The sequence below is a fragment of the Micromonospora lupini genome, from assembly GCF_026342015.1.
Classification (GTDB): Bacteria; Actinomycetota; Actinomycetes; order Mycobacteriales; family Micromonosporaceae; genus Micromonospora; species Micromonospora lupini_B.
Genome location: NZ_JAPENL010000001.1, coordinates 226311 through 250662, shown reverse-complemented (window position 1 = coordinate 250662; position 24352 = coordinate 226311). Strand labels below are relative to the sequence as shown.

The 24352-nt window shown below is 69.5% G+C and carries 17 protein-coding genes; 3 read left to right on the top strand and 14 right to left on the bottom strand.

The window, feature by feature from the left end:
- Positions 1-523: 523 nt before the first annotated feature.
- The 6 genes from OOJ91_RS01060 to OOJ91_RS01035 all read right to left on the bottom strand — a co-directional run bounded on the left by OOJ91_RS01060 (position 524) and on the right by OOJ91_RS01035 (position 8668).
- The gene (locus OOJ91_RS01060) at positions 524-2923 is read right to left on the bottom strand and encodes an RICIN domain-containing protein (protein WP_266241421.1); all 2400 of its coding nucleotides are present in this window, start codon (positions 2921-2923) and stop codon (positions 524-526) included.
- A 107-nt stretch (positions 2924-3030) separates the two neighbouring features.
- Positions 3031-3882 carry a sugar phosphate isomerase/epimerase family protein gene (locus tag OOJ91_RS01055; protein ID WP_266241420.1) on the bottom strand — a complete coding sequence of 284 codons (852 nt, stop codon included), beginning with the start codon at positions 3880-3882 and terminating at the stop codon, positions 3031-3033.
- A gap of 7 nt (positions 3883-3889) precedes the next feature.
- Positions 3890-5074 (bottom strand): substrate-binding domain-containing protein, encoded by a 1185-nt coding sequence (locus tag OOJ91_RS01050; protein ID WP_266241419.1) that lies wholly within the window; start codon positions 5072-5074, stop codon positions 3890-3892.
- 10 nt (positions 5075-5084) lie between these two features.
- The gene (locus tag OOJ91_RS01045) at positions 5085-6062 is read right to left on the bottom strand and encodes an ABC transporter permease (RefSeq protein ID WP_266241418.1); all 978 of its coding nucleotides are present in this window, start codon (positions 6060-6062) and stop codon (positions 5085-5087) included.
- A 2-nt stretch (positions 6063-6064) separates the two neighbouring features.
- On the bottom strand, positions 6065-7039 hold the full coding sequence (locus OOJ91_RS01040; protein ID WP_266241417.1) for an ABC transporter permease: 975 nt from the start codon (positions 7037-7039) through the stop codon (positions 6065-6067).
- 117 nt (positions 7040-7156) lie between these two features.
- The gene (locus OOJ91_RS01035; RefSeq protein ID WP_266241416.1) at positions 7157-8668 is read right to left on the bottom strand and encodes a sugar ABC transporter ATP-binding protein; all 1512 of its coding nucleotides are present in this window, start codon (positions 8666-8668) and stop codon (positions 7157-7159) included.
- A 550-nt stretch (positions 8669-9218) separates the two neighbouring features.
- On the opposite strand from OOJ91_RS01035, the gene OOJ91_RS01030 reads away from it, so the two are divergent.
- Positions 9219-12740 carry a ThuA domain-containing protein gene (locus OOJ91_RS01030; RefSeq protein ID WP_266241415.1) on the top strand — a complete coding sequence of 1174 codons (3522 nt, stop codon included), beginning with the start codon at positions 9219-9221 and terminating at the stop codon, positions 12738-12740.
- 83 nt (positions 12741-12823) lie between these two features.
- Here the strand turns inward: OOJ91_RS01030 and OOJ91_RS01025 are convergent, their stop codons facing one another.
- From OOJ91_RS01025 to OOJ91_RS00990, 8 genes are all read right to left on the bottom strand, one after another.
- A complete protein-coding gene (locus tag OOJ91_RS01025; RefSeq protein ID WP_266241413.1) occupies positions 12824-13798 on the bottom strand; it encodes an aldo/keto reductase in 975 nt (324 codons plus the stop codon).
- Positions 13795-14673 carry an amidohydrolase family protein gene (locus tag OOJ91_RS01020; protein ID WP_266241412.1) on the bottom strand — a complete coding sequence of 293 codons (879 nt, stop codon included), beginning with the start codon at positions 14671-14673 and terminating at the stop codon, positions 13795-13797. The genes OOJ91_RS01025 and OOJ91_RS01020 overlap by 4 nt, the downstream gene beginning before the upstream one ends.
- Positions 14670-15431, bottom strand: coding sequence for an SDR family NAD(P)-dependent oxidoreductase (locus OOJ91_RS01015; protein ID WP_266241410.1), 762 nt, complete (start codon positions 15429-15431; stop codon positions 14670-14672). The genes OOJ91_RS01020 and OOJ91_RS01015 overlap by 4 nt, the downstream gene beginning before the upstream one ends.
- A complete protein-coding gene (locus OOJ91_RS01010; RefSeq protein ID WP_266241409.1) occupies positions 15428-16456 on the bottom strand; it encodes a zinc-dependent alcohol dehydrogenase in 1029 nt (342 codons plus the stop codon). Before OOJ91_RS01010 ends, OOJ91_RS01015 begins: the two co-directional genes overlap by 4 nt.
- Before the next feature lie 277 nt (positions 16457-16733).
- Positions 16734-17969, bottom strand: coding sequence for a mandelate racemase/muconate lactonizing enzyme family protein (locus OOJ91_RS01005; protein ID WP_266241408.1), 1236 nt, complete (start codon positions 17967-17969; stop codon positions 16734-16736).
- A gap of 1 nt (position 17970) precedes the next feature.
- Positions 17971-18798, bottom strand: coding sequence for a carbohydrate ABC transporter permease (locus tag OOJ91_RS01000; RefSeq protein WP_266241407.1), 828 nt, complete (start codon positions 18796-18798; stop codon positions 17971-17973).
- Positions 18798-19709, bottom strand: a complete 912-nt coding sequence (locus tag OOJ91_RS00995; protein WP_266241406.1) for a carbohydrate ABC transporter permease — start codon at positions 19707-19709, stop codon at positions 18798-18800. Before OOJ91_RS00995 ends, OOJ91_RS01000 begins: the two co-directional genes overlap by 1 nt.
- Positions 19710-19782: 73 nt before the next feature.
- The gene (locus OOJ91_RS00990; RefSeq protein ID WP_266241404.1) at positions 19783-21051 is read right to left on the bottom strand and encodes an ABC transporter substrate-binding protein; all 1269 of its coding nucleotides are present in this window, start codon (positions 21049-21051) and stop codon (positions 19783-19785) included.
- Between the two features lie 150 nt (positions 21052-21201).
- On the opposite strand from OOJ91_RS00990, the gene OOJ91_RS00985 reads away from it, so the two are divergent.
- Both OOJ91_RS00985 and OOJ91_RS00980 read left to right on the top strand, forming a co-directional pair.
- Positions 21202-21972 (top strand): FadR/GntR family transcriptional regulator, encoded by a 771-nt coding sequence (locus OOJ91_RS00985; protein WP_266241402.1) that lies wholly within the window; start codon positions 21202-21204, stop codon positions 21970-21972.
- 430 nt (positions 21973-22402) lie between these two features.
- Positions 22403-24232, top strand: coding sequence for a family 43 glycosylhydrolase (locus OOJ91_RS00980; protein ID WP_266241401.1), 1830 nt, complete (start codon positions 22403-22405; stop codon positions 24230-24232).
- Positions 24233-24352: the final 120 nt, after the last annotated feature.

The following is a 24352-nucleotide window of genomic DNA, read 5'->3' as shown; positions in this document are numbered from 1 at the left end:
GTCCACCGGGGACAGCGGCCCGGATGAGGCGGGCGTCATGGTGTCTACGAGCCCACTGTTAGCGTTAACAGCGGACGCCGGTCATATTACGGAGCCGTTACGTCGAATTCAACTACTTCCATGTATCGACGCACTGTCTCCGTACGAACACAGGGGCGGCATCCGGTCGCGTGACCGGAAACCGCCCCTGCCGGCGAGCCGTCAACAGGCCACCGCGCGTCGACGCTCGGACGTCGGCGCGACGGTGTCGCGGTCGCCGAGCAGGATCGCTGGAACTGCGAGAAGGACCACCGCGTCCCACTCGTACCACCCGAGTTGACCTCCGCCCCGGTACCACCTCGTCAGTGGGAGGCGAAGATCGACCGGTGGCGGTTGCTGTGCCACTGCTGGTTGGTGACCTGTTCGGGTTAGCGTTAACACAGCCGCTGGTCGATGACCGGCAGCAGCCGGTGGGCCCGCCAGGTCGGGGGCCCGCTGCCGGGTCGCCCCGGCCGGGGTGCGGCCGGCCGGGGCGAACCAGATCTCAGCTGCGCAACTGCCACTGCTGGTTGGTGCCGCCGTTGCACGCCCAGAGGATGAGCTTCGTGCCGTTCGCCGTCCCGGCGCCGTTGGCGTCCAGGCAGAGGCCCGACTGCGCGCCCGTGATCGTGCCGTTGGCGTTGACGTTCCACTGCTGGTTGGCCTGGCCGTTGCAGTCCCAGATCACCACGGCCGTGCCGTTGGCCGTGCCCTGACCGGAGGCGTCCAGGCACTTGGTGCCGTACACCATCAGCTGCCGACTCGCGGTCTGGGTCCACCGCTGGTTGGCGGCGCCACTGATGCAGTCCCAGATCTGGGCCTGCGTGCCGTTTGTGGTGCTGGAGTTGCCGATCTCGGCGCAGCGACCCGACTGGACGCCGACGAGCTGCACGTTCTGCGGATTGGTGCTGCCGCCGCTCTGCACGCCTGCGGAGCTGATGACCGTTTGCGCGCCGGACGGCCAGTTGCCGTTCGAGACCGTGACGTTGCTGTTGACGACGTTGCCGCGGTCGCCGTTCGTCACGTTCGTGCCGCTGCTGGTCGACCAGTTGTTGGTGACCGTGAAGTTGCCCATGTTCTCGGCGTAGTAGTAGTTGGCGGTGGCCCAGGTGCCGACGGAGGAGAACACGTTGTTACGGGCGGTGTAGTAGCGCGAGCCCTCGTCGAAGTAGAGCCCGAACCAGCCGTTGGTCCGCAGGCAGTAGTTCTCGGAGATCAACCCGCCCGGGTTCGCCGACAGCGTGTAGATGCACCCGCCGTCGGTCATCTGCTGCATGACGTCGTGCACGTAGTTGCCGATGACCTGGTTGTTGGCGGCGGTGGTCGCCGTCGAGTAGCGGGGCTGGTAGTTGTACAGGCCCCGGTTCGCGTAGTGCTGGCTACCGCCGGCGTCGTTGGCGCCCCAGCCGTAGCCGACCGACATGCCGGTGTACGGCATGTTGTACACCTCGTTGTGCGAGACCAGCGAGGTGTTCACGTAGGTGGTCAGGATCGAGACCACGCCGCGGTACTCCAGACCGAGATCGTGCACCCGGTTGTTGCTGATCGTGACGTTCCGGTTGACCATCCGCTGGTCGCTGGGGTGGTGGGCGTCGGCGCGCACGCCGCCGACCACGACGCCGCCGGCCGAGTTGCGGGCGATCTCGGAGCGGGTGACGGTGATGTTGTTGACGCCCAGGCCGACGCCGCTGGCGTGGGCGTTGGCGTCGTTGCCGATACCGATGGCCGTCTGCCCCAGGTTGACGAACTGGGAGTCACTGAAGGCGATGGTGTTGGCGGCGGAGACCTGCACGGCGGCCGGCATCTGGGCCCAGCTCGGGCGGGTGGCCTCGAACAGCGGGCAGCCCTCCTGGCAGGAGGTCAACGCGTCGGACGGACGGGCCCAGGTGCCGACGATGTGCGCGCCGGTCTGCTGGTCGGCGAAACCGTTGCTGCCGCTCGGGCCGAGCCAGCTGGTGCCGGTGAAGGTGATCCCGCTGAACGAGATGTGGTGCGCCGGCGCGTCGTACGTGCCGCCGACGTTGACCAGGGACTGCAGCTGCGGCAGCTCCACGCTGACGCTGCTCATGTTCTGCCCGGAGAGGGGGATGTAGTTGAGCTGACCGCTGCCGGGGTTGAGATACCACTCCCCCGGCGAGTCGAGGAACTCGTACGCATTGGCCAGGTAGAACGGGCCGGCCCGGTGGGGGCGGGACAGGGTGTCGAAGCCGAACGTGTTGTTGTTCCAGGCCGGCTGCTGCATGGTCAGGAAGTTGCCGCTGATGCTCTGCACAGGCGAGTACCTGTCGGTGAACGAGCCGACGCTCTCCACCTCGACCCGGTTCTGGTTGCCGACGTTGTTGAGGTAGCTCAGCGCGCTGTTGCTGAACCGCATGCCCGACGTGGTGAACGTGAAGTCGGACCTGTTCACCGCCGTGCGCGCCCGGGTGGCGATGGCGCCGTTGACGTAGAGCTGGCGGCTGTCGATCCCGGCCGGGACGCTGGCCCGCCAGATGTTCTTGCCGGAGTCGACGAGGGACCACCCGGTGACCGCCCGGGCGCCGCTGATCGTCGGTCGGGCCGAGGCCGCAGCCCGCCAGATCACCTGGTAGCCGTTGTTACCGGAGTCGGCGGCGGTGAGCCGGAACGGCGCCGCGAGCCGGTACACGCCGTCGGCCAACTCCACGACGATGTCGCCGGACATCGTGCTGTTGAGCGACCGCACGGCGGTCTGCGCCGCCGTCAACGAGCAGGGCTGGGCGGAGGTGCAGGTGGTGCCCGTGCCGTTGGGGGACGCATAGAGGGTGGTGGTGGCCGCGAGGGCCGGAGACGCCGAGGCGGTCACGGCGACCAGAGCGGTCACCGCCGCCGCGGCGGCGCCGGCGAGAAGCCGGCGTGCCACGGAGATGGTTGATGGGACGGACATGGGACGGTCTCCTGGGGTGACGGGGGTGGTGGGGGAAACGCCTCAGCGAGGCGGGTTCGGGGGCGGATGGGCGTTAGCGCTAACACCACGGGCGAGCCGTCGCCGGGTCAGGCGACGACCTTGCGCAGGTGGTGCAGGCCGTCGATGGCGAGGCGGTCCTGCGAGGCGGCCAGGGGACGCCAGATCGACGCCGCGGTGGCGATCGTCGCGTTGTCGGCCGTGAACGACTCGATGCAGACCGCACCCTGGTAGCCGGTGCCCCGCAGGACGGTGAAGAAGCGGGGCCAGTCGAAGTGATCCGCGCCTGGGGCGCCGCGGTCGGTGCCGCTGACCTGGACGTGCTTGATGTGCGGGCCGGCAAGCGCGAGCGCGGCGTAGGGATCGGACTCCTCGATGTTCATGTGATAGGTGTCGATCATGATGCCGACGTTCGCGGGCAGGCCGTCGATCAGGTCGACCGTCTGCTCGATGGTGTTGACCACGCTCGTCTCGTAGCGGTTCAACGCCTCGACACCGATGCTCACACCGCACTCGCCGGCCCGCTCGGCCACCGGCGTCAAGGCCCGCCGAAAGTCGGCGTAGCAGGCCGCACGCTCCGCCGGCGACATCCGCCAGGTGCGGCCCACCGCGGCGTACACCGGCCCGCCGACGCACGGCGCGCCCACGGCCGCCGCGCTCGCCACACACCCCATGAGGTACGCGACTGTCGACTCGACGACGGCCGGCGCCGCGTCCACCAGGTCCCGCCCGGGCGGGGTGACAGCGCAGACACCGACCGCGACGAGACCGTGCGCGGCCAGCAGGTCCCTGGTGCGCGCCGGGTCCCAGTCGCCGGGCTGCTCGATCGGCAGTTCGACCGCGTCGAACCCGAACGAGGCGATCCGCGGGATCAGCTCGGCGAGGGCCTCGTCGTCGACGGGCGAGGCCCACACCCAGGGGTTGACGCCGATGGCGTACACCGCAAACCTACTTCCAGCGCTGGGGGTAGCCCGGCAGGTCGGTGCAGCCACACATCGCGTAGTGCAGCGGCGGCATGCTGGCGTCGAGGTACTGGTCCAGGTTGTCCTGGGTGATCGTCGGCTGCGGCAGCTTCCACGGGTTGGACACCTGGGTGCCGTCGAGGATGCTCAGCGCGGCGATGATCGGCGTCCGCCACTGGTACGTCGGATACGTCGGCGCGATGGCGGTGAGCTTCTTGTCCTTCCACAGCTTCAGGAAGTCGAGCTGGTCCTCACCGTTCATCGGCGGTACGGGTTTGCCGGCGTCCTGGAACGCCTCGACCGCCGCCACGGCGACCGCTCCGGCGTCCATCCAGACCCCGTCGATCGTGCCGTACCGCTGGATGTAGTCGTTCACGATCTTCTTGGTCTTGGCCGGGTCACCGTCGGTGAACTCGACCCCGACGACGTTGACCTTCGCCTTGTCCAGGGCGATCTTCGCGGCCGACCAGCGGGTCTCCAGCACGTCGACGCCGGGCAGGATGCGCAGGGCCAGCACCTTGCCGCCGGGCTTCATCTTCTGGCTGACGAACTCCGCGCCCACGTGGCCGAAGCCGTAGCCGCCCACCGGGTTGATGAAGGTCACCGGACAGGTGGTGTTGACCCCCCGGTCGAAGACGACCACCGGAAGGCCCGCCTGGCAGGCCGCCTCGACCGCCGGGGTGAGCGTGGCTGTGGTGTTCGGCGAGACGATGAGGGCGTCGCACTTCTTGCCGAGCAGATCGTTGATGTCGGCGATCTGCTTCTGGTCCTTGCCCTCGGCGTCGACGTGCACGAACTCGCTGATCCGGCTCCGCTGCGCCTCGACCTCGGCCTGCATGGTCTTGAACCCGACCTGCCGCCAGGGGTTGTTCAGCGCCGCGTTGGAGAAGCAGATCTTGTGCTTGCCGGGCTTCCTGTACTTCGCGGTGTCCACCATCTTCGGGTTGAGCACCTGCTCCCACGGCTTGTCGGCCGGGCCCGTCGGTGCGGCGTCGAGCAGCGCCAGCTCGTTGTCGTAGTCGGCCTGCACGAAGAACTTGGACTGCTCACCGGTCCCCGACCCGGCCGCCGCGGAGGCGGTGCCGGAGGGGGACGCGGTCGGCTCGTCGGTGGCGCACCCCGCCAGCACCAGGACACTCACCGCGGCCAGAGCGGTCATGGATCGTCTCATCGAATCACCTTTATCGGGAGGAGGAGGAACGCAGGGACGAGACCGCCACGGCGAGCAGGATGATCACGCCCTGGACGGTGGATCTGAGAGCGCCGGAGACGCCTGTGAAGTTCATGAGCGCGAAGAGCGTCTCGAGGGTCAGCGCACCGAGCATCGCCCCGACGACCGAGCCGCGACCGCCGCCGAGGGCGACCCCACCGAGCACGACCGCGGTGATCGCCCCGAACTCCAGGCCGACGCCGGCCTGGAACGACACGCCGCTGTACCCGCCCAGGAGGATCGCCGCGACCGCCGCCGCGAGACCGCTGAGCATGAACGCGATCGTCTTGGTACGCACGACCCGTACGCCGCTCAGCTCGGCGGTGCGCGGATTGTCGCCGACGGCGACAAGTGTGCGACCGAAGTCGGAGCGCGTCAGTACGACGGCGACCGCGGCGACGACCACCAGGACGAGCAGCGCGTACGGGATCCGGCCCAGCAGCGGCACGTCCTCGATGGCGCGTCGGCCGAAGCGGCGGAACTCCTCGGAGAGCCCGCCCTTGGGAGCGCCGTCGGACCACAGGTACACGGCGCCGACGAGGATCAGGAACATGCCGAGAGTGGTGATGAAGGACGGCACCCGCAGCACCGTGGTCACCAGGCCGTTGACCAACCCGACGAGCGCGCCGCCGGCGAGCAGCAGCACGACCACCGGCCAGGTGCGCGACGGGTCGCTGTCGATGAGCCGGGCCGCGACGACGACCTGCGCCGTGACCAGCGAGCCGACGGAGAGGTCGAACTCTCCGCAGACGATCACGAAGTACTGACCGGCGGCGAGCAGGATGATCGGCGCCGACCGCCCGAGGAACGACATCAGCGACGACGGCGCGAGGAAGTCGGGCTGGACGAACGCGACAAGGATCAGCAGCACCACCAGGAGCGCGACGATCGGCGCGATCCCGTCGGTACGGATCCGCAGCGGCAGCGGACGACGTTCAGCGACCCGCATGGTCAGGACCCCGCCTTTCGCATGGCCCGTCGGGCGTAGACGGCGACGGCGGCGATGATGATCACGCCGCGGATCACCTGCTTGAAGAACGCGTCCACCTCGAGCTGGTTGAAGACCGCGTCGATGCTGGCGAGCAGCAGCACGCCGCCGACCGTGCCGAGGACTCCCCCACGCCCGCCCGCGAGAGCGGTGCCGCCGAGCACCACCGCGGCGATCGACTCCAGGTCGTAGAGCCCCTCGGTGCCCACCCGTGGGGCACCGGAGCCGAGTCGACTGGCCAGGTAGACACCGGCCAGACCGGCGCAGAGGGAGCACAGCACGTGGGCGGTGATGAGGACCCGGTCGTTGCGGACGCCGGAGAGCCGGGCGACCTCCGGATCGCCGCCGACGGCCACCAGGTGGTGGCCGAAGCGGGTCCGCGACAGCGCGAACCAGGCCGCCGCGGTCACGGCGAGCAGCAGCACGAAGGACACCGGGACCGGACCGACCCGCTGATATCCGAGCGTACGTACGAGAGCCGGTGCGCTCTCGCCGGCCGGGCCGTCGTAGCCGTTGTCGAGGTAGCCCTTGAGCAGCAACCCGACGCCGAGGGTCGCGATGAACGCGTTGATCCGCACCTTGGTGACCAGCACCCCGTTGAGCAGCCCGACGGCGGCGCTGACCGCGAGCGCGAGCCCGATCGCCGGGAGCATCGCGCCGTCGCTGCCGTTCATCGCCTCGGCCGCCACGAGCGTGCTCAGACTGATCACGAACGCCACGGAGAGGTCGAGCGAACCGCCGAGGATGACCAGGGTCTGCCCGACGGCGACGAGCCCGAGGCCGGCGGCGACGTGCAGCAGACTCACAGTCGTCGACTGGTTGAAGAGCTGCCCGCCGTCGAGCAGGACGACAAGCCAGCCGATGACCAGGGTGAGGGCCAGGGCCACGAACACACCCGGTACGGCGTGTCGGGCCGGACGAAGCGACAGGGCGCTCACCGGACCAACTCCATTCGCGACTGCGGGGCTCGCAAACCCGGCTCACTCCTCGCGCTCACGCTGAACCGCCTTTCGTTCGCGACTGCGGGGCTCGCAAAGCCGGCTCACTCCTCGCGCTCACGCGGCGGCCTCCCGGACGGTGCCGACCGCGAGGGCGACGACATCCTCCTCGGTCGCGCCGGCGGGCAGCTCGCCCGCGATCCGGCCGTCGCGCAGGACGACGATGCGGTCGCTCATGCCGAGCAGCTCCGGCAACTCCGACGAGATCATCAGAACGGCCGCGCCGTCGGTCGCCAGGCGGCGGACGAGATCGTGGATGGCCGACTTCGCGCCCACGTCGATACCCCGGGTCGGCTCGTCGAAGAGCAGGATCCGTGGTGTCAGCGCGAGCCAGCGGGCCAGGACGACCTTCTGCTGGTTGCCGCCGGAGAGGAAACGGATCTCCTGGTCGTCGCCTGCGGCACGGACCTCGACGGCGTCGAGCAGTTCACGCACCCGCGCGGTGCGGGCGGCGCGACCGGACCGCGCCGCGAACACGGCCCGGCTGGCGAGCAGCGCGTTGTCGAGCACCGACTGCCGGGCCACGATGCCCTCACCCTTGCGGTCCTCGGTGACGTACGCGATGCCCGCCCGCATGGCGGCGCGCGGTGAGCGCAGCCGCACCGGTTCGCCGTCGAGCTCGACGTCGCCGGTCGTGAACGGGGCGACTCCGAAGAGCGCACGGGCCAGCGCCGACCGTCCGGAACCCTGCAGGCCGCCGACGCCGAGCACCTCGCCGGCGCGCAACTCGAGGTCCACTCCGCGCAGCTTCCGGTTGCCCCCGCCGCGGACGGTGAGGCGCACCGGCCCGCGATCGTCGGGACCGGCCCGCTGCGGGTAGTAGCTGGACAGCTCGCGGCCGACCATGTGCCGCACCAGCTCGTCGGCGGTGGTCTGCGCGGTGTTCACAGTGGTCACCCGGCGGCCGTCCTTGAGGACCGTGATCCGGGTGGACAGGTCGAAGACCTCGGTGAGCCGGTGCGAGACGTACAGCAGGCCGATGCCGCGTTCCTGCAGGCGGCGTACCAGCCCGTAGAGCAGCTCGACCTCCTGGTCCGCAAGCGCCGCGGTCGGCTCGTCCATGATGAGCAGCCGCGCGTCCAGGGCGAGCGCCTTGGCGATCTCGACGACCTGTTGCTGGGCGACGCCGAGCCGCCCCACGCGGGAGTCGGCCGGCAGCGCGGTCTCCCCGATCGAGGCCAGCAGACGCCGGGTGCGGTCGAGCATCTCGCGGCGGTCGACCAGCCCGCGCCGGACCGGCTCGTGGCCCAGATAGACGTTCTCCGCGACGGTGCGCTCGGGCAGCAGGTTGAACTCCTGGTGGATGATGCCGACGCCGGCCCGCTGCGCGTCGCGGGGGCCCTGGAAGACGCGCGGTCGGCCGGCGAACTCGACGGTGCCCTCGTCCGGGGCGTACCCACCCGAGACGATCTTCATGAGCGTCGACTTCCCGGCGCCGTTCTCACCGACGACCGCGTGGACCTCGCCCGGCGCCACGTCGAGGTCGACCCCGTCGAGGACGCGCACACCGAGAAAGGACTTGCCGATGCCCCGCAGGGCCAGCAACGGTGCCGGTGGTGGATCTGCCATCCCGATAGCCCTTACACATAGTAGTCATCGAAGAGATCCATACGTCGGTCGGTAGGCCGTTCGACGCGCTGAGCGACGCACTTTCGTAGCTCTCTGCAGAACTTGCGTTTTTATGGTGCAAACATTTCCTTGACATCGAGGAAACATCACACGTATGAAGATAGATGTTTGGATGCGCGTCCGCAATCCTCGATCTGCGGCGACTGCCAGGCCCGGCACTCGATCGGCCCGACTGTCGGCCCAGGCGGGTCAGACCCGACCACTCCTACTCGGGGGTAACATCAGACGCTCGACGTTACATTGACACCGATCACTGGATAGCCCATCCTGACCTCGCAGACCAGGGACGCACACACAGCCCACGTCACGCTGTGTGACGTCCTGCGGGGCTGACTGCCGTTTCGGCGGACGGCACGACGACCGCGACCAGCACATTCGTGGCCCACACGCGCCCAGGCACAACCTGGCGCGTGCCGGACCCGTGCTCGCAAACGGAGTTGCCCGCCCAGACCTAGGAGACGGCATGCGTCGCCCCACCATGATCATAGGAATGATCGTCGGCCTGTTAGTGGCCCTCGGCCTGGCCCCGCCGGCCTCGGCCGCCCCGGCCTTCCGCGCCCTGTTGTTCACCAAGACCGCCGGCTACCGGCACGACTCGATCGCCGCCGGAATCTCGATGTTCCAGCAGCAGGCGGCCGCGAACAACTTCGAGCTTGTGGCGACCGAGGACGCGAGTGTCTTCACGCCCTCCAACCTCGCCACCTTCGACGTCATCATCATGTTCCAGACCTCCGGCATGGTGTGGACCTCGGCCGCCCAACGCCAGGCCGTGGAGGGCTACCTCGCCAGCGGCAAGGGCATCGTCGGTGTGCACAACGCCACCGACATGGGCATCGAGTCCGAGTACCCGTGGTGGGACCAGACCATCAACGGCGGCGCCCACATGCCCGAGCACTCCCCAGGCGTTCTCGCCGGCACCGCCATCGTCGCCGACAAGCAGCACCCGTCGACTGTCGGCCTGCCGGACCGCTGGAACCGCAGCGAGGAGTGGTACAACTTCGACTCCAACCCGCGCGGCAACGTCCACGTCCTGGTGACCGCCGACGAGCGCACGTACAACCCGGGCTCCCGGGCGATGGGTCCGGACCACCCGATCTCGTGGTGCCGTAACGCCGGCGGCGGCCGGGTGTGGGCCACCGCGATGGGCCACGCGATCGAGTCCTACAGCGAGACGTACTTCCGCAACCACGTCCTCGGCGGCGTCAAGTGGGCCGCCGGCAACCAGCCCGGCGACTGTGGCGGCACCGTCTGGAGCAACTTCGAGAAGCGCACCCTGGACGACAACACCGCCGACCCGATGGCGCTGGCCGTGCTGCCGGACGGCCGCGTGCTCTACGTCCAGCGCGGCGGACAGGTCAAGATCTTCAAGCCGAGCACGAACAGCACCGTCACCGCCGCCACGCTGAGCGTCTACACCGGCGGTGAGGACGGCCTCACCGGCGTCGCGATAGACCCGGCATTCGCCAGCAACGGATACGTGTACGTCTATCATTCGCCGGCGAGCAGCACGACCGACGTCAACCGGGTCTCCCGCTACACGCTCACCGGTGACACCCTGAACCTGGCCAGCGAGGCCCGGATCATCGACATCCCGGCGTACCGGGACCGGACCTTCGCCGAGCCCGGCCACACCGGCGGCTACATCGAGTTCGGTCCGGACGGCAACCTCTACATCGGCACCGGCGACGACACCCCGCCCAACCTCGACCCCAACTGGCAGGGCTACGCCCCGCTGGACTGGCGGTCGGGCAAGGCCAACCTGGACGCCGCCCGATCCGCCGGCAACACCAACGACCTGCGCGGCAAGCTGCTGCGCATCACGCCCTCGGCCACCGGTGGCTACACCATCCCGACGGGCAACCTCTACCCCCAGGGCACCGCGCAGACCCGACCCGAGGTCTACGCGATGGGCTTCCGCAACCCGTTCCGATTCTCGATCGACGCGTCCACCGGCTGGGTCTACCTGGCCGACTACGGCCCCGACCGCAACCCGCCGACGACCAACAGGGGTCCCGAGGGGCTCGTCGAGCTCAACGTGATCAAGGCGGCCGGCAACTACGGCTGGCCCTTCTGCCACGGCAACAACCAGCCGTACGCGCCGTTCAACCCGGACACCGGCGTCGTCGGGTCGAAGTTCAACTGCAGCGCCCCGGTCAACAACTCGCCCAACAACACCGGCCTGGTCAACCTCAAGCCGATCGTCGCGCCCAACATCTGGTACGGCTACCCCGCCTCGACGACCTTCCCGGAGCTGGGCTCCGGCGGGTCGGCGCCGATGGGTGGGCCGGTCTACCGCTACAACGCGGCGAACCCGTCGGCGACGAAGTTCCCAGCCTACTACGACGGCGTGCACTTCTTCTACGAGTGGTCGCGCAACTTCATCAAGGAGACGCACTTCGACTCGTCGACGGCTGTCACGCGGACCAACTCGTTCATGCCCGGCGGCAACTTCAACAAGCCGATGGACATGGAGTTCGGCCCGGACGGCTCGCTCTACCTGCTGGAGTGGGGCTCCAACTTCGGCGGCGGCAACAACGACTCCGGGCTCTACCGCATCGACTACATCCAGGGTGGACGCTCACCGATCGCGAAGGCCGTCGGCACGCCCACCAGCGGCAGCTCCCCGCTGACCGTCCAGTTCAGCAGCGCCGGCACTGCGGACCCGGACGCCGGAAACACCCTCAGCTACCAGTGGACCTTCGGTGACGGTGACACGTCCACGGCAGCGAACCCGTCGCACACCTACACCACCAACGGCAACTACACGGCGCAGCTGAAGGTCACCGACAACACCGGCAAGACCGGCTTCGCCAACGTGCAGATCACCGTCGGCAACACCGCCCCGGTCGTCACCATCAACGTGCCGCCCAACGGCGGCATGCTGAACTTCGGCGACAAGGTGTCGTACACGGTAAGTGTCTCCGACCCCGGCGGCGCGGCAATCGACTGCTCGAAGGTGCTCGTCAACCCGGCTCTCGGTCACGACGACCACGCGCACGAGACCACTGAGTACCCGGGATGCTCGGGCACCATCTCCACCGACCTGCTCGGCGGGCACCCCGAGGGCGCGAACCTGTACTACGTGCTCAACGCCCGCTACACCGACGACGGTGGCTCGGGTGGCGCGGCGCCGCTGACCGGCTACGCGACGGCGATCCTGCAGCCCAAGCACAAGCAGGCCGAGTACTTCAGCAGCCAGTCCGGCATCCGGGTCGTCGACCAGACCGCCGCGGAGAGTGGCAAGCGCGTCGGTGACATCTCCAACAACGACTGGGTGGCGTTCAACCCGATGAGCCTGTCGGGCATCAGCAACGTCAGCTACCGGCTGTCGTCACCGAGCGGTGGGGGTTCCATCGAGCTGCGGGCCGACTCGCCTACCGGCACCCTGCTGGCCACCACGACGGTGCCCAGCACCGGCGGCTGGGACAACTACCAGTCCACGTCGGCGGTGTCCGTGGCGGCCCTGTCCGGGACGCACACGCTCTACATGGTGTTCAAGGGCTCGTCGTCCAACTGGTTCGACCTCGACTCGTTCACCTTCGGGGGCAACGGCGTGGGGGTCCCCAGCTCCGGCGGCGGAATCGCCGGCCGGACCTGGACCGTCGCGGCGCAGCACAGCGGCAAGCTGATGGACGTCAGCGGCAACTCCACCGCCGACGGCGCCCAGGTCGTGCAGTGGGCGGCCACCGGCGGCAACAACCAGAAGTGGCAGGCGGTGGACGCCGGCAACGGCGCCGTCTACCTCAAGGCGGTGCACAGCGGTAAGTGCCTCGACGTCACCGGCGGATCCACCGCACAGGGCGCCTTCCTGCAACACAGCACCTGCACCAACTCCAACCAGCAGAAGTTCACCGTGACGGCGACCGGCACCACGGGTGTCTACACGGTCAAGAGCGCGCTCAGCGGGCTCTGCCTCGATGTCAACGGCGCCTCGACCGCCGACGGGGCCCGACTGTTGCAGTGGGGCTGCCACAGCGCCACCAACCAGCAGTGGCGGTTCACCGCGGTCTAACGATCAGGCCGTAGCTCCGCAAAGGCGCCGGCCACCCGATCTGAGGATCGGGTGGCCGGCGCACCGCGTTCAGCTGTGTGCCGTCACCCGCCGAGCAGCCCGGCATCGCGCAGCGCCGCCCAGAGCTGCTCCGGCACCTTCACGTCCGACCGGCGCAGGGTCTCGGTCACCTGGGCGGCGTCGCGCAGGCCGACAACTGTCGAGACCACTGTCGGATGCCGGCGGACGAACGCCAGTGCCGCCTGCGGCAGCGTGACGCCGTACGCCTGACAGACCGCGGCGATCCGCCGGGCCCGCTCGATCAGCTCCGGCGGCGCCTGCTGGTAGTTGTAGACCGCGTCCGCCGGCGGCTGGTCGCGGGCCAGCAGACCCGAGTTGTAGACGCCGGCGATCACCACGCCGACCCCACGGGCCTGCGCGGCGGGCAGCAGGTCGTCGAGCGCGCCCTGTTCGAGGAGTGTGTAGCGGCCGGCGCACATGACCACGTCGATGTCGGTCTGCTCGACGAACCGGGCCAGCATCGCCGACTGGTTCATGCCGGCCCCGATCGCGCCGATGACGCCCTGGTCGCGCAGTTCCACAAGCGCGGGCACCGCCTCGGTCGCCGCCTGCTCCCAGTGCTCGTCCGGGTCGTGCAGGTACACCACGTCCACGCGGTCCAGGCCGGTGCGTTCCAGGCTGGCCTCCAACGACCGGCGTACGCCGTCGCGGCTGAAGTCCCAGACCCGCCGCTTGTCGGCCGGCACGTCGAAGCCCTCCGAGTCGCGCTCCCCCGCGGTCTCCGGCGAGGGTACGAGCAGCCGCCCGACCTTCGTCGACACCACGTACTCGTCGCGCGGCCGGGACCGCAGCGCGTCGCCCAACCGCCGCTCGGACAGGCCGAGGCCGTAGTGCGGCGCGGTGTCGAAGTACCTGATGCCGGCGGCCCAGGCGGCGTCGACGGCGGCGGCGAACTCGTCGTCCGACGTCCCCCGGTACAGGTTGCCGCCCTGGGCGGCGCCGAAGCCCAGCGCGGTGAGGCGGACCGCCGGCCGGTGGGGCAGCGCCCGGCTCGTCATGACGCCTCCAACCGGTAGGCACGGAGGGCGGTTTCCCGCCAGATCGCCGCCTGCTCCTCGTCACCGAGTCGTTGCACCAGGTCGGCGAGCACGGCGACCCACCTGGTGTAGGAGCTGGCGAGCAGGCACACCGGCCAGTCCGAGCCGAACATGAGCCGGTCCGGGCCGAACACGGCGAGCGCGTGGTCGACGGCCGGCCGCAGGTCGTCGGCCGTCCAGGATGATCCGTCCACCTCGGTCACCAGCCCGGAGAGCTTCGCGGTGACGTTCGGTTCCGCGGCGAGCGCCCGCAGGTGGGTCGGCCAGTCGCCGAGGCCCCCCGTGCCGAGCGCCGGTTTGCCGAGGTGGTCCAGGACGAACGACACCTCGGGCAGGTCGCGGGCGAGCCGGGTGGCCGCCGGCAGCTGGTGGTCGCGGACCAGCAGGTCGTAGGCGAGGCCGGCCGCGCCGACCGCCGCGATGCCCCGCCGGACGTCGCGTCGGTCGAGGTACGCCGGGTCGGGTTCGGACTGGACGAGGTGCCGGATGCTTACCAGCCGCTCCCCGCCGCGTGCCGCCCGGAGCCGGTCGAGGCGCTCGTCGATGTCGTCTGCGGTGAGGTTGACCCAGCCGACGACTCCGCTGATGAGCGGGTCGTCGGCCGCGATGCCGAGCAGGTGTTCCGTCTCCGCCACTGAGGCGATGGACTGCACGACGACGGTCTCGGTGACGCCGGCGGCCCGTGCTGCCGGGGCGAGGTCCGCCGGGGTGAAGTCGTTGTCGATCGCCGCCATCGTGTCCGGGTCGATCCAGGGTTGCGGGTGTCGCGCACGGACCCAGAGATGGTGGTGGGCGTCGACGATGCCGGGGCGCCCGGCCGGCGAGGTCTGCGTCATCGGCCCAACCAGCCGCCGTCGACGGGCAGGACGGTGCCGTGCACGTAGTCCGAGGCCGCGGCGGCCAGGAACACGGTGGCGCCGGCCAGGTCGTCGGCGCGTCCCCAGCGGCCGGCCGGGATCCGGCCCAGGATCGCGTCGTTGCGCGCGGCGTCGTCACGGAGCGCCTGGGTGTTGTCGGTGGCGATGTACCCGGGCGCGATCGCGTTGACGTTCACCCCGCGACCGGCCCACTCGTTGGACAGGGCTCTGGTCAGCCCGGCGAGGCCCGACTTCGCCGCGGTGTAGCTGGCGACGTTGATGCCGCCCTGGAAGCTCAGCAGCGAGGCGGTAAAGATGATCTTGCCCCGGCCGCGGTCGAGCATCCGCCGACCGATCTCCCGGCTCAACACGAACTGGCTGGACAGGTTCACCTGCAACACCCGGTCCCACATCTCGTCCGGGTGCTCGGCGGCAGGCGCCCTGGCGATCGTGCCACCGTTGTTCACGAGGATGTCCACCGGCGCCACCGCCGCGGCCTCCTCGGCCAACCGGTAGACCGCGGCCCGGTCACCCAGGTCCGTGCGGATGCCTGTGAACCGGCGACCGGCCGCCTCGACCCGCCGCTGCACCTCGCTGCCCTCGGACTCCATCTGTGCCGACACCCCGATGACGTCCGCGCCGGCCACGGCCAGGGCCTCCGCCATCGCCAGGCCGATCCCGCGCCGGGCGCCGGTCACCAACGCCGTACGTCCCGTCAGGTCGAACAGGGCGCTCATCGGCCCTCCTCCCGCCAGTCGAGCAGCACCTTCATGACGCCGCCACCACCCTCCAGAGCCGTGAACGCGTCCGTGACGCCGGCCACGGGGAGCACCCGGGAGATCAGCTCCTGGGCGGGAATGGCGCCCGCCGCGACAAGCCGGATCGCCTCCACCACGTCCTCGCGCTGGTACAACCGCGCGCCCAGCAACTCCAGCTCCCGCCAGAAGAACCGGTGCAGGTTCACCGGACGCGGCTGCGGGTGGATCGCCACCATCACCAGCCGACCCCGGGTGGTCAGCACGTCCACGGCCGTGCCGACCCCGGCGGCGGAACCGGACACCTCGAACGCGACGTCCGCGCCCGCGCCCCCGGTCCGCTCGTCGACGAGGGCCACCACATCGGTCGGACCCGGGTCCACAGCCTCGATCCCGATCCCCGACGCGACCCCGCGCCGGAAGCCGTCCGGTTCGACGAGCAGGACCTCCGCCCCACGCGCCTGGGCGACGGCCGCGATGAGGACGCCCACCGGGCCGCCGCCGACGACGACCACGTGGTCTCCGGACGTCACCTTCGCCCGTCCGACGTCGTGCACCGCGACCGCGACCGGCTCGACGAGCGCCGCGTGGTCCAACGGCAGGTCGTCGGGGAGCGGAAGCACCAACTCGGCCGGCACGGTCCACGAGGACTGCATCGCACCGGGCGAGTCGATGCCGAGGAAGTTCATGGCGTGGCAGATGTGCGAATTGCCGCGGCGGCACGCCGCGCACCGCCCGCAGGCGCGGGTCGGCATCACTGTGACGGGCTGCCCGACGGTCAGGCCGTCGACGCCGTCGCCCAGCGCGGCGACCCGGCCGGACATCTCGTGCCCGATCACCGCCGACGCGCCCACCCGGGCGTCCATGTCGCCGTGGAAGATGTGCAGGTCCGTGCCGCAGATCCCGGTGTACGCCACCGCGATCCGCACCTGGCCGGGGCCCGGCGGTTCGGGGGCGCGATCCTCGATCCCGAGATCACGCGCACCCCGGTAGACAACTGCCTTCACTGCTGCTCCGTCTCAACGTGGTTGGTTCGTACGGTGCCCACGACCATGGGCGCACTGCCGCCCGGCACACCCGAGGTCCACAGTCCTTGGCTCACCAGGGAAGCTGAAGCCGAACGGCGGCAGGCGTGCGGAGGCGTGTGCCAGGACGGCCAGACCTGCCTCCCTTGTGTCGACGACACGGACACCGTAATCATCCGACGAATTCTGGTCCAGTCGTCGCCGCGTACCAGAGGCACGACATTCTGCCTCCCTTCGGTCGTGGAAGCGGTCGGCGGCCTCAGTGCCGCAGGGGCGCCACGTCGTTCTGCGCGGCGACGGCGTCGGCGAGCAGGGCGTCGACCCGGACCGGTGGGGCGGTGGGCATGTGCTCGGCCACCGCCAGCAGGCGTTTGCCCGCCCGTTCCGGTCGGACGTTCGGGCTGTGCGCGGCCTGGCTGCCGGCTCGGTGTCCGGCCGCCGCGATCGCCACCTCGTCGATCTGGATGCCCAGGCCCGGCGTGTCGCCGAGGATGAACGCGCCGTCCTCGACGTGCAGGTCGAGGCCGATGCCCGCGGGCGGCCGCAGATCCTGTAGCTCGCTGACCAGGTGGTTCGGCACCGAGGTGGCGGCGTGCAGCAGCCCGACGGGGATGTTGCCGATGGGGCTGACCGGCAGGTCGTGGGCATGTGCCAGGGCCGCCACCCGCAGGAAGTGGGTGACGCCCCAGACGGCGGCCATCTGGACGATGTCGACAGCGCCCGCCCCGATCAGCGGGCGGTACTGCTCCAGGCCTGTGAGGTTCTCGCCGGTGGCGACCGAGGCTCGGACGCCCCGGCCGACCGCGGCCAGACCCTCGGCGTCCCAGCGGCGGACCGGCTCCTCGATCCAGATCAGATCGAGGGTGCGTTCCAGCTCGGCCACGTGCCGGACGGCCTGCTTGCGCGACCACGCCTCGTTGACGTCGAGCATCAGACCGGGCCGCCGGCCGTGGCCCGCCTCGGTCAGCACGTCCCGCACCAACCCGAGCCGGTGTCGATCCCGCTCGATGTCGAGACCGCCCTTGAGCTTCGCGGCACGCAGGCCCAACCCCGCGTAGACCTCGTACTCCGCGACGAGCTCGTCGTCGGTCAGACCGATGTCGAGCCCGGACGCGTAGGCGGGGACGCGCCGGTCCCGTCCGCCGAGCAGCCGCCAGAGCGGCTCACCGGCGAGCTGCGCCTTGATGTCCCACAGTGCCGTGTCCAGGGCGCCGATCGTCCCGAACACCGGGCCGCCGTGACCGGCCTTGAAGGTGTGCCGGAGCATCCGGTCGTACAGGGTGGTCACCGCGCGGGGATCTTCCCCCTCGATGGCCGGGAAGATCTTCTCGATCTCCACGTGCGGTCCCAGGCCGACGCCGCTGATCCCCGCGTCGGTCTCGACGATGGTGATCGGCACCGTCGTGACGCCGTCGGGGAACACGCCGTTGGCGTCCCCGACGGGCCGGCCCCACTCCTGGACCGTGGTGAGGGTTCGATACCCGGTGATGCGCATGTCAGCCTTTCGTGGAACCAGCGGCGACGCCGTCGGCGATCTGGCGCTGAAGGAACAGGTAGACCGCCAGGACGGGGATCGCGGCGATGAGCACCCCGGAGGCGAACGTGGGAATGTCCTCGGAGTACTGCCCCCGCAGCGAGGTCACCCCGACCATGAGGGTGCGGTGGTCGGCCGACGGCATCAGCAGCAACGAGATGAGCACGTCGTTCCAGCAGAACAGCGTGTTGAGGATGCCTACCGAGAGCAGCGCCGGAGCACCGAGCGGCAGCATGATCCGCCGGTAGACGCCGTACACGGTGTTGCCGTCGATCCGGGCCGCGTCGACGATCTCCGCCGGGATGGTCTTGTAGTAGCTGGTCATCAGGAAGACCGTGAAGGGCAGGAACTGCGCGACGTACGCGAGGATCAGCCCCGGGTACGTGTCGACGAGGCCGCTGTCCGCCATGACCCGGGCCAGCGGCACCATGATCACCTGGAAGGGGATGAAGAGCGCCGCGAGGCAGCCGATGAACAACGCGTTCGAGCCCCGGAATCGCAGTTGGCTCAGCGCGAAGCCGGCCATCGATCCGAACAGCAGCAGCAGGAACACCGAGCAGGCCACCACGAGGACCGAGTTGACGGCGTAGCGGCCCATGCCGACGCTTGTCCACGCCGTGGTGATGTTCTCGAAGCGCAGCGAGTCCGCAAGTGAGAAGCGGTCGAGAATGTACTCCCGCCGGGTCTTCATGGCGACGTTCGCCGTGAACAGCAGCGGGTAGATCGTCGCGAGCGCGAGGAGCCCCATCGGGATCACGAGCAGCCATCTGCCCAGTCGGACGCGGGACATCAGTCTTCCCTCCCCGCTCGTCGGAGCAGCTTGAGTTGCAACAGCCCGACGACGAGCATGATGACGAAGAGGACGGTGGACGCGGCCGACGCGAGCGCCGGCCTGTTCATCTGCCCCTGCTGGATCCAGATGTAGTACTCCGGCAGGTACGTCGAGCCCTCCGGGCCGCCACTGGTCATGACGTAGAGCAGGCCGAACATGGACGTCAGCATCCCGATCATCGTGGTCACGAAGACGAACTGGATGGTGCGGGAGAGGCTGGGGATGATCACGTGCCAGATGACCTGGGTCAGGGACGCGCCATCCACCCGCGCGGCGTCAAGCAGCGCGGAGTCCAGGGTCGCGAAGCCCGCGAGGAACACGACCAGGGCCATGCCGAAGGTCGCCCACACGTGCACGCCGACGACCGCGAACATGGCGACGTCCGGGTCACCGAGCCAGTCCACCGGGCCGATGCCCACCGCGCCGAGGATGCTGTTGACCGGGCCGTCGAACGAGAGCAACAGGTTGAAGATCGCGCCGACGATGACCGGCGACAGCACGGCCGGGAAGAAGTAGACGCTGCGGTAGAACCGGTGGCCGGGGACGCGCAGGTAGATGAAGGTGGCGAGCAGACCCGGGATGGCCACCGCCACCGGCAGGAGCAGCACCAGCAGTCCCACGTTGCGCAGGGCGCCCTGGAACAGCGGGTCCTGCAACAGGTCGACGTAGTTGTCGAAGCCGACCATCGCCCCGTCGCGGTCGCCGTCGCCGGTGAAGGAGAAGTTGACGCCGAGCAGCAGCGGGTACAGCCGCAACAGCACGAGGATCAGGACGGCCGGCGCGACAAGCACGAAGGGCGCGAGCATCTCGGCGCGACGGCCGCCGGCGACGCGCCGGGGAACGGCACGGTCGCGAGACGTCGGTGGCACGGGCGGGACCCCGCCGGCCCGCTCGGCCGAGGCCGAGCGGACCGACGGGAGCGACTTACCAATCGACACGAGATCAGCCCGCCGTGTCCGCGGCGGCCATCTGCTTCACGACGTCGTCGACACTGATCGAACCGCTGAGCAGCTGCTGGGAGAGCCTGCCCATCAGGTCGAGCGCCTTCGAGGAGAGCGCCACGTGCGGCGCCGGCTTGCCGGTCTTGAGCGCGCCGACGATCGTGGTCACGGCCGGCCCCGACTGCGACACGTCGATTGTCGTGTCGGCGGTGATCGCGCCGGCGTTGGCGTAGAACGCCTTCAGGGCGTCGGTGGAGGTCAGCGAGCGCACCAGGTCGGCGGCCACCTTCGGGTCCTTGGTCCACTTGGCGACCGCGTAACCGATACCACCGTCGTACGGCAGGCTCGGGGTGGCGCCGCTGGTCACCGTCGGGGCCATCATCACGCCGAGCTTCTCCGGCGTGATGAACTCGTTGAAGTCCTTCCAGTGCCCGATGTCCGACATCAGACCGATGATGTGGGCGGCCTTACCGGACTGGAAGACGGCGAAGGCGTCGTTGAACATCGCGGTGGAGTTGGCCCCGTCGTTGTTCAGCTTCGCGGTGCCGGTCTCCTTCCACAGCTCGAAGATCTTCTTCACGTTCGGCGAGTTCCAGTCGCGCTTGCCGGCGATCCAGTTGTCGTACTCCTGCGGGGTGAGGACTCCCGACGCCATGGCCGACAGGAAGAACTGGATGCCGATGCCCTCCTTGTTGCCCTGGGCGAAGCACTTGGCACCTGTCTTCTGGGTGATGGTGGCGCAGTTGGCGACGAACTCCTGCCACGTCGTGGCCGGCTTCGCCGGGTCGAGGCCGGCCCGCTCGTAGAGCGCCTTGTTGTAGTAGATCGGGTGGCCCTGCAGGGTCACCGGAGCGGCGTAGGTCTTGCCGCCCTTGGCGAACGCCTCCCAGCCGGCCAGCCGCTGCCGGTCCTCGCCCACGTACTCGTCGAGCGGCTGGAGCGAGTCCACCCGGTCGCGGATCTGGCCACCACCGTTGAACAGGATGACGTCCGGACCCTTGCCCGACTGGATGGCCGCACCAAGCAACGTGTAGTACTGGTCGAACGGCTGGGCCACAAATTCGACCTCGACGTCCTTATGCTTCTTGGCGAAGTCGGCCTTGGCCTTCTCCACGTACTGCGCGGAGCTGGCCTCGCCGGACTTCCAGTCCCAGACGACCAGCTTCTTGTCCGAGCCTCCGGACGATGAACCCGAACCTGTCGCGCTTCCACAGCCGGTCAGGGCCAGCCCGGCAACGAGGACCGCGGCCCACACTGCTCGTTGCTTCATCGTTGCTCACCTTCATATGGGGAGTGGCCGAGGACCGGCCGTCGATGCAAGATTGACGAGAACGTAACTCGTATGACGTCTGACGTCAACGGTTGCCCGTACACTGGGGCGGACTCGTGGGCCCGCTCCCGCGGCTACGCGGAGGTGAACGTGACGACATCGAACCAGTCGACCGTCAACGGCACGGCGGCACCGACCTGGGCCCGTCGCCCGACAAACCTGGCTCAAGCGATCACCGCCGAGCTGGTGACCCGGATCGTGCGGGGAGTGCACCCCTCGGGCACCCCGCTACCCCCCGAGCCGGTGCTCTGCGAGACCTTCTCGGTGAGCCGGACGGTCATCCGGGAAGCGGTGAAGATCCTCCAGGAGAAGGGGCTCGTGCAGGTCCGCCAGGGCAGTGGCACGCTTGTCACCTCGCCCTCGGCGTGGGACATGCTCGACGAGCTCGTCCTCGCGGCGACCATCGCCGTGGACGACACCCTGGCGATCCTCGACGATCTGGTGGTCACCCGACGGGTGCTGGAGTCCGACATGGCCAACGTGGCCGCCCGACTCGCCGATGAGGAGACCATCGATCGGCTGCGTGCCCAGGTGGACCGGATGGACGAGCTGGTGGACGACCACGTCACCTACCACGAGCACGACCGCGCCTTCCACGACACGGTGATGCAGGCGTCCGGCAACCGCATCGCCCGGGGTGTCGTCCGGTCCCTGGAGAGCCAGGTCGTCAACACGGCGCGATACATGGGCAAGACCGAACGGGCCCTGTGCGTGGCGTCGAACCAGGGGCACCGACGCATCTTCGAGCGCATCGCCGCCCACGACCCCGACGGCGCGGCACAGGCGATGTTCACGCACATCACCGAGGCGTGGCTCGTCCGGCGCAGCGGGCCGGGCAGCCCGACGCGGCTGCAGCGCTGACGACCGGCGCCGCAGCACTGACGACCTGGCCACGAGTCCCGCGCGACCCGGCTCCGACGGGCCCGTGACGGCGGCACGGAAATCCAGGCTCGTCCATCGCTTGAGAATGTTAGCGATAACAGACTACCCTCAGGCCGCAGAGGCGAAGGGCACGCTTCACCGCTCCACTCGATCCGCCGAGGTCGATGGAGTCGCGCATGACCAACGCCCGCTGGTGGGTGTCCGGGCCTCCCTCAGGGACGTTGACCACCGCCGTCGAACAACGGCGGGCCGCCGCGCGCGGGAGCCATGGTGGACACCCGATGCCTGCCGCCGTTCCCGCGGCACGGCCACCACCGAGGTCCCGAAGCGACATGCAACGACACGCGGCGCCCCGCCGGTGAGACCGGCGGACCGTGCCCGCCCGTCGTGACCCACCCTGGAGGTACCGATGCACCCCACACCGCCACCACGGACGAAGAACCGGCTCCGACGCGGCATCGCCTGGCTCGTGAGCGTGCTGCTCATCTCGACGCTGGCGCCGGCCACGGCCGCCCACGCGGACAACCCAATCGTTCAGCACATCTACACCGCCGACCCGGCTCCGCTAGTGCACGACGGACGGGTCTACCTCTACACCGGCCACGACGAGGACGGCTCGACGTACTTCACCATGAAGGACTGGCGGGTGTGGTCGTCGGCCGACATGGTCAACTGGACCGACCACGGCTCACCCCTGAGCCTCAACACCTTCAGCTGGGCGAGCGCCAACGCGTGGGCCGGCCAGGTCGTCGCCCGCAACGGCAAGTTCTACTGGTACGTGCCGGTGACCGCCCGGGCGACCAACTCGATGGCCATCGGCGTCGCGGTCGCCGACAGCCCGACCGGGCCGTTCCGGGACGCCATCGGCCGCCCGCTCGTGGGCAACGGAGAGATCGACCCCACCGTCTTCATCGACGACGACGGCCAGGCGTACCTGTACTGGGGCAACCCGAACCTGTGGTACGTCCGGCTGAACGCGGACATGATCTCCTACAGCGGCAGCGCCACCAAGATTCCGCTCACCACCGCCGGGTTCGGCACCCGGACGGGGAACGCGAGCCGGCCGACCCTCTACGAAGAGGGCCCGTGGGTCTACAAGCGCAACGGCATCTACTACAACGTGTTCGCGGCGGAGTGCTGCTCCGAGTTCATCGGTTACTCGACCGCGACCGGCCCGACCGGACCCTGGACCTACCGAGGGACTGTCATGCCCCGCCAGGGTGCCAGCTTCACCAACCACCCCGGAGTCATCGACTTCAACGGCGGCTCGTACCTCTTCTACCACAACGGAGCGTTGCCCGGCGGCAGCGGCTACACCCGTTCGGTGGCCGTGGAGAAGTTCACCTACAACACCAACGGCACCATCCCGACGATCACCATGACCACGACGGGCGCCCCCCAGATCGGCACCCTGAACCCGTACGGGCGGCAGGAGGCCGAGACCATCGCCTGGGGCTCCGGCATCGAGACCGAGCCGGCCAGCGAGGGCGGGATGAACGTCGGGTGGATCGAGAACGGGGACTACATCAAGGTCAAGGGCGTGGGCTTCGGTACGGGCGCGACGTCCTTCTCGGCCCGGGTCGCGTCGGCCACGTCCGGTGGCACGATCGAACTGCGCCTCGGTAGCCCCACCGGCACGAGGGTGGGCAGTTGCGCGGTGCCGGGCACCGGCGGGTGGCAGACCTGGCAGACCGTCTCCTGCCCGGTCAGCGGCGCGTCCGGGACCCAGGACCTGTACCTGCGCTTCACCGGCGGCAGCGGCAACCTGTTCAACCTCAACTGGTGGCAGTTCCAGGCCGGCGGCACCACGACGCCCACGCCGACCCCCACCGCGACCTCGACGCCCACCCCGACGCCGACGCCGACCCCGACGCCCACCCCGACGCCCACTCCGACGTCCACCCCCACCCCGACGCCGACCGTCCCGGGTGGGCAGTCCTGTGCGGTGACCAACACAGTTGTCAACACGTGGCAGGGCGGATTCGAGGGGCGGCTGACGGTCACCAACTCCGGGGCCTCGGCGCTGAGCGGGTGGCGGGTCACCTTCACCCTCCCCAGCGGCCAGACGGTGTCGCAGGTCTGGAACGGCGCCCTCACCCAGACGGGCACCCAGGTGACCGTCGCGAACGCCGCCTACAACGGGCAGCTCGCGCCGGGAACGTCGACCACCGCGGGCTACCTGAGCACGAGCGCCACCAGCAGTCCTCCGACCATCACCCCGACCTGCTCCCCCGCCTGACAGTCACCCCACCCCAAGAACACCCCCACCCCACCCCCACCTCGCCCGCCGCCGACGTTGATCATGAAGTTGGTGCCCCTGATACGCCGATAGGGGAGCAACAACCTCCTGGTCGACGGG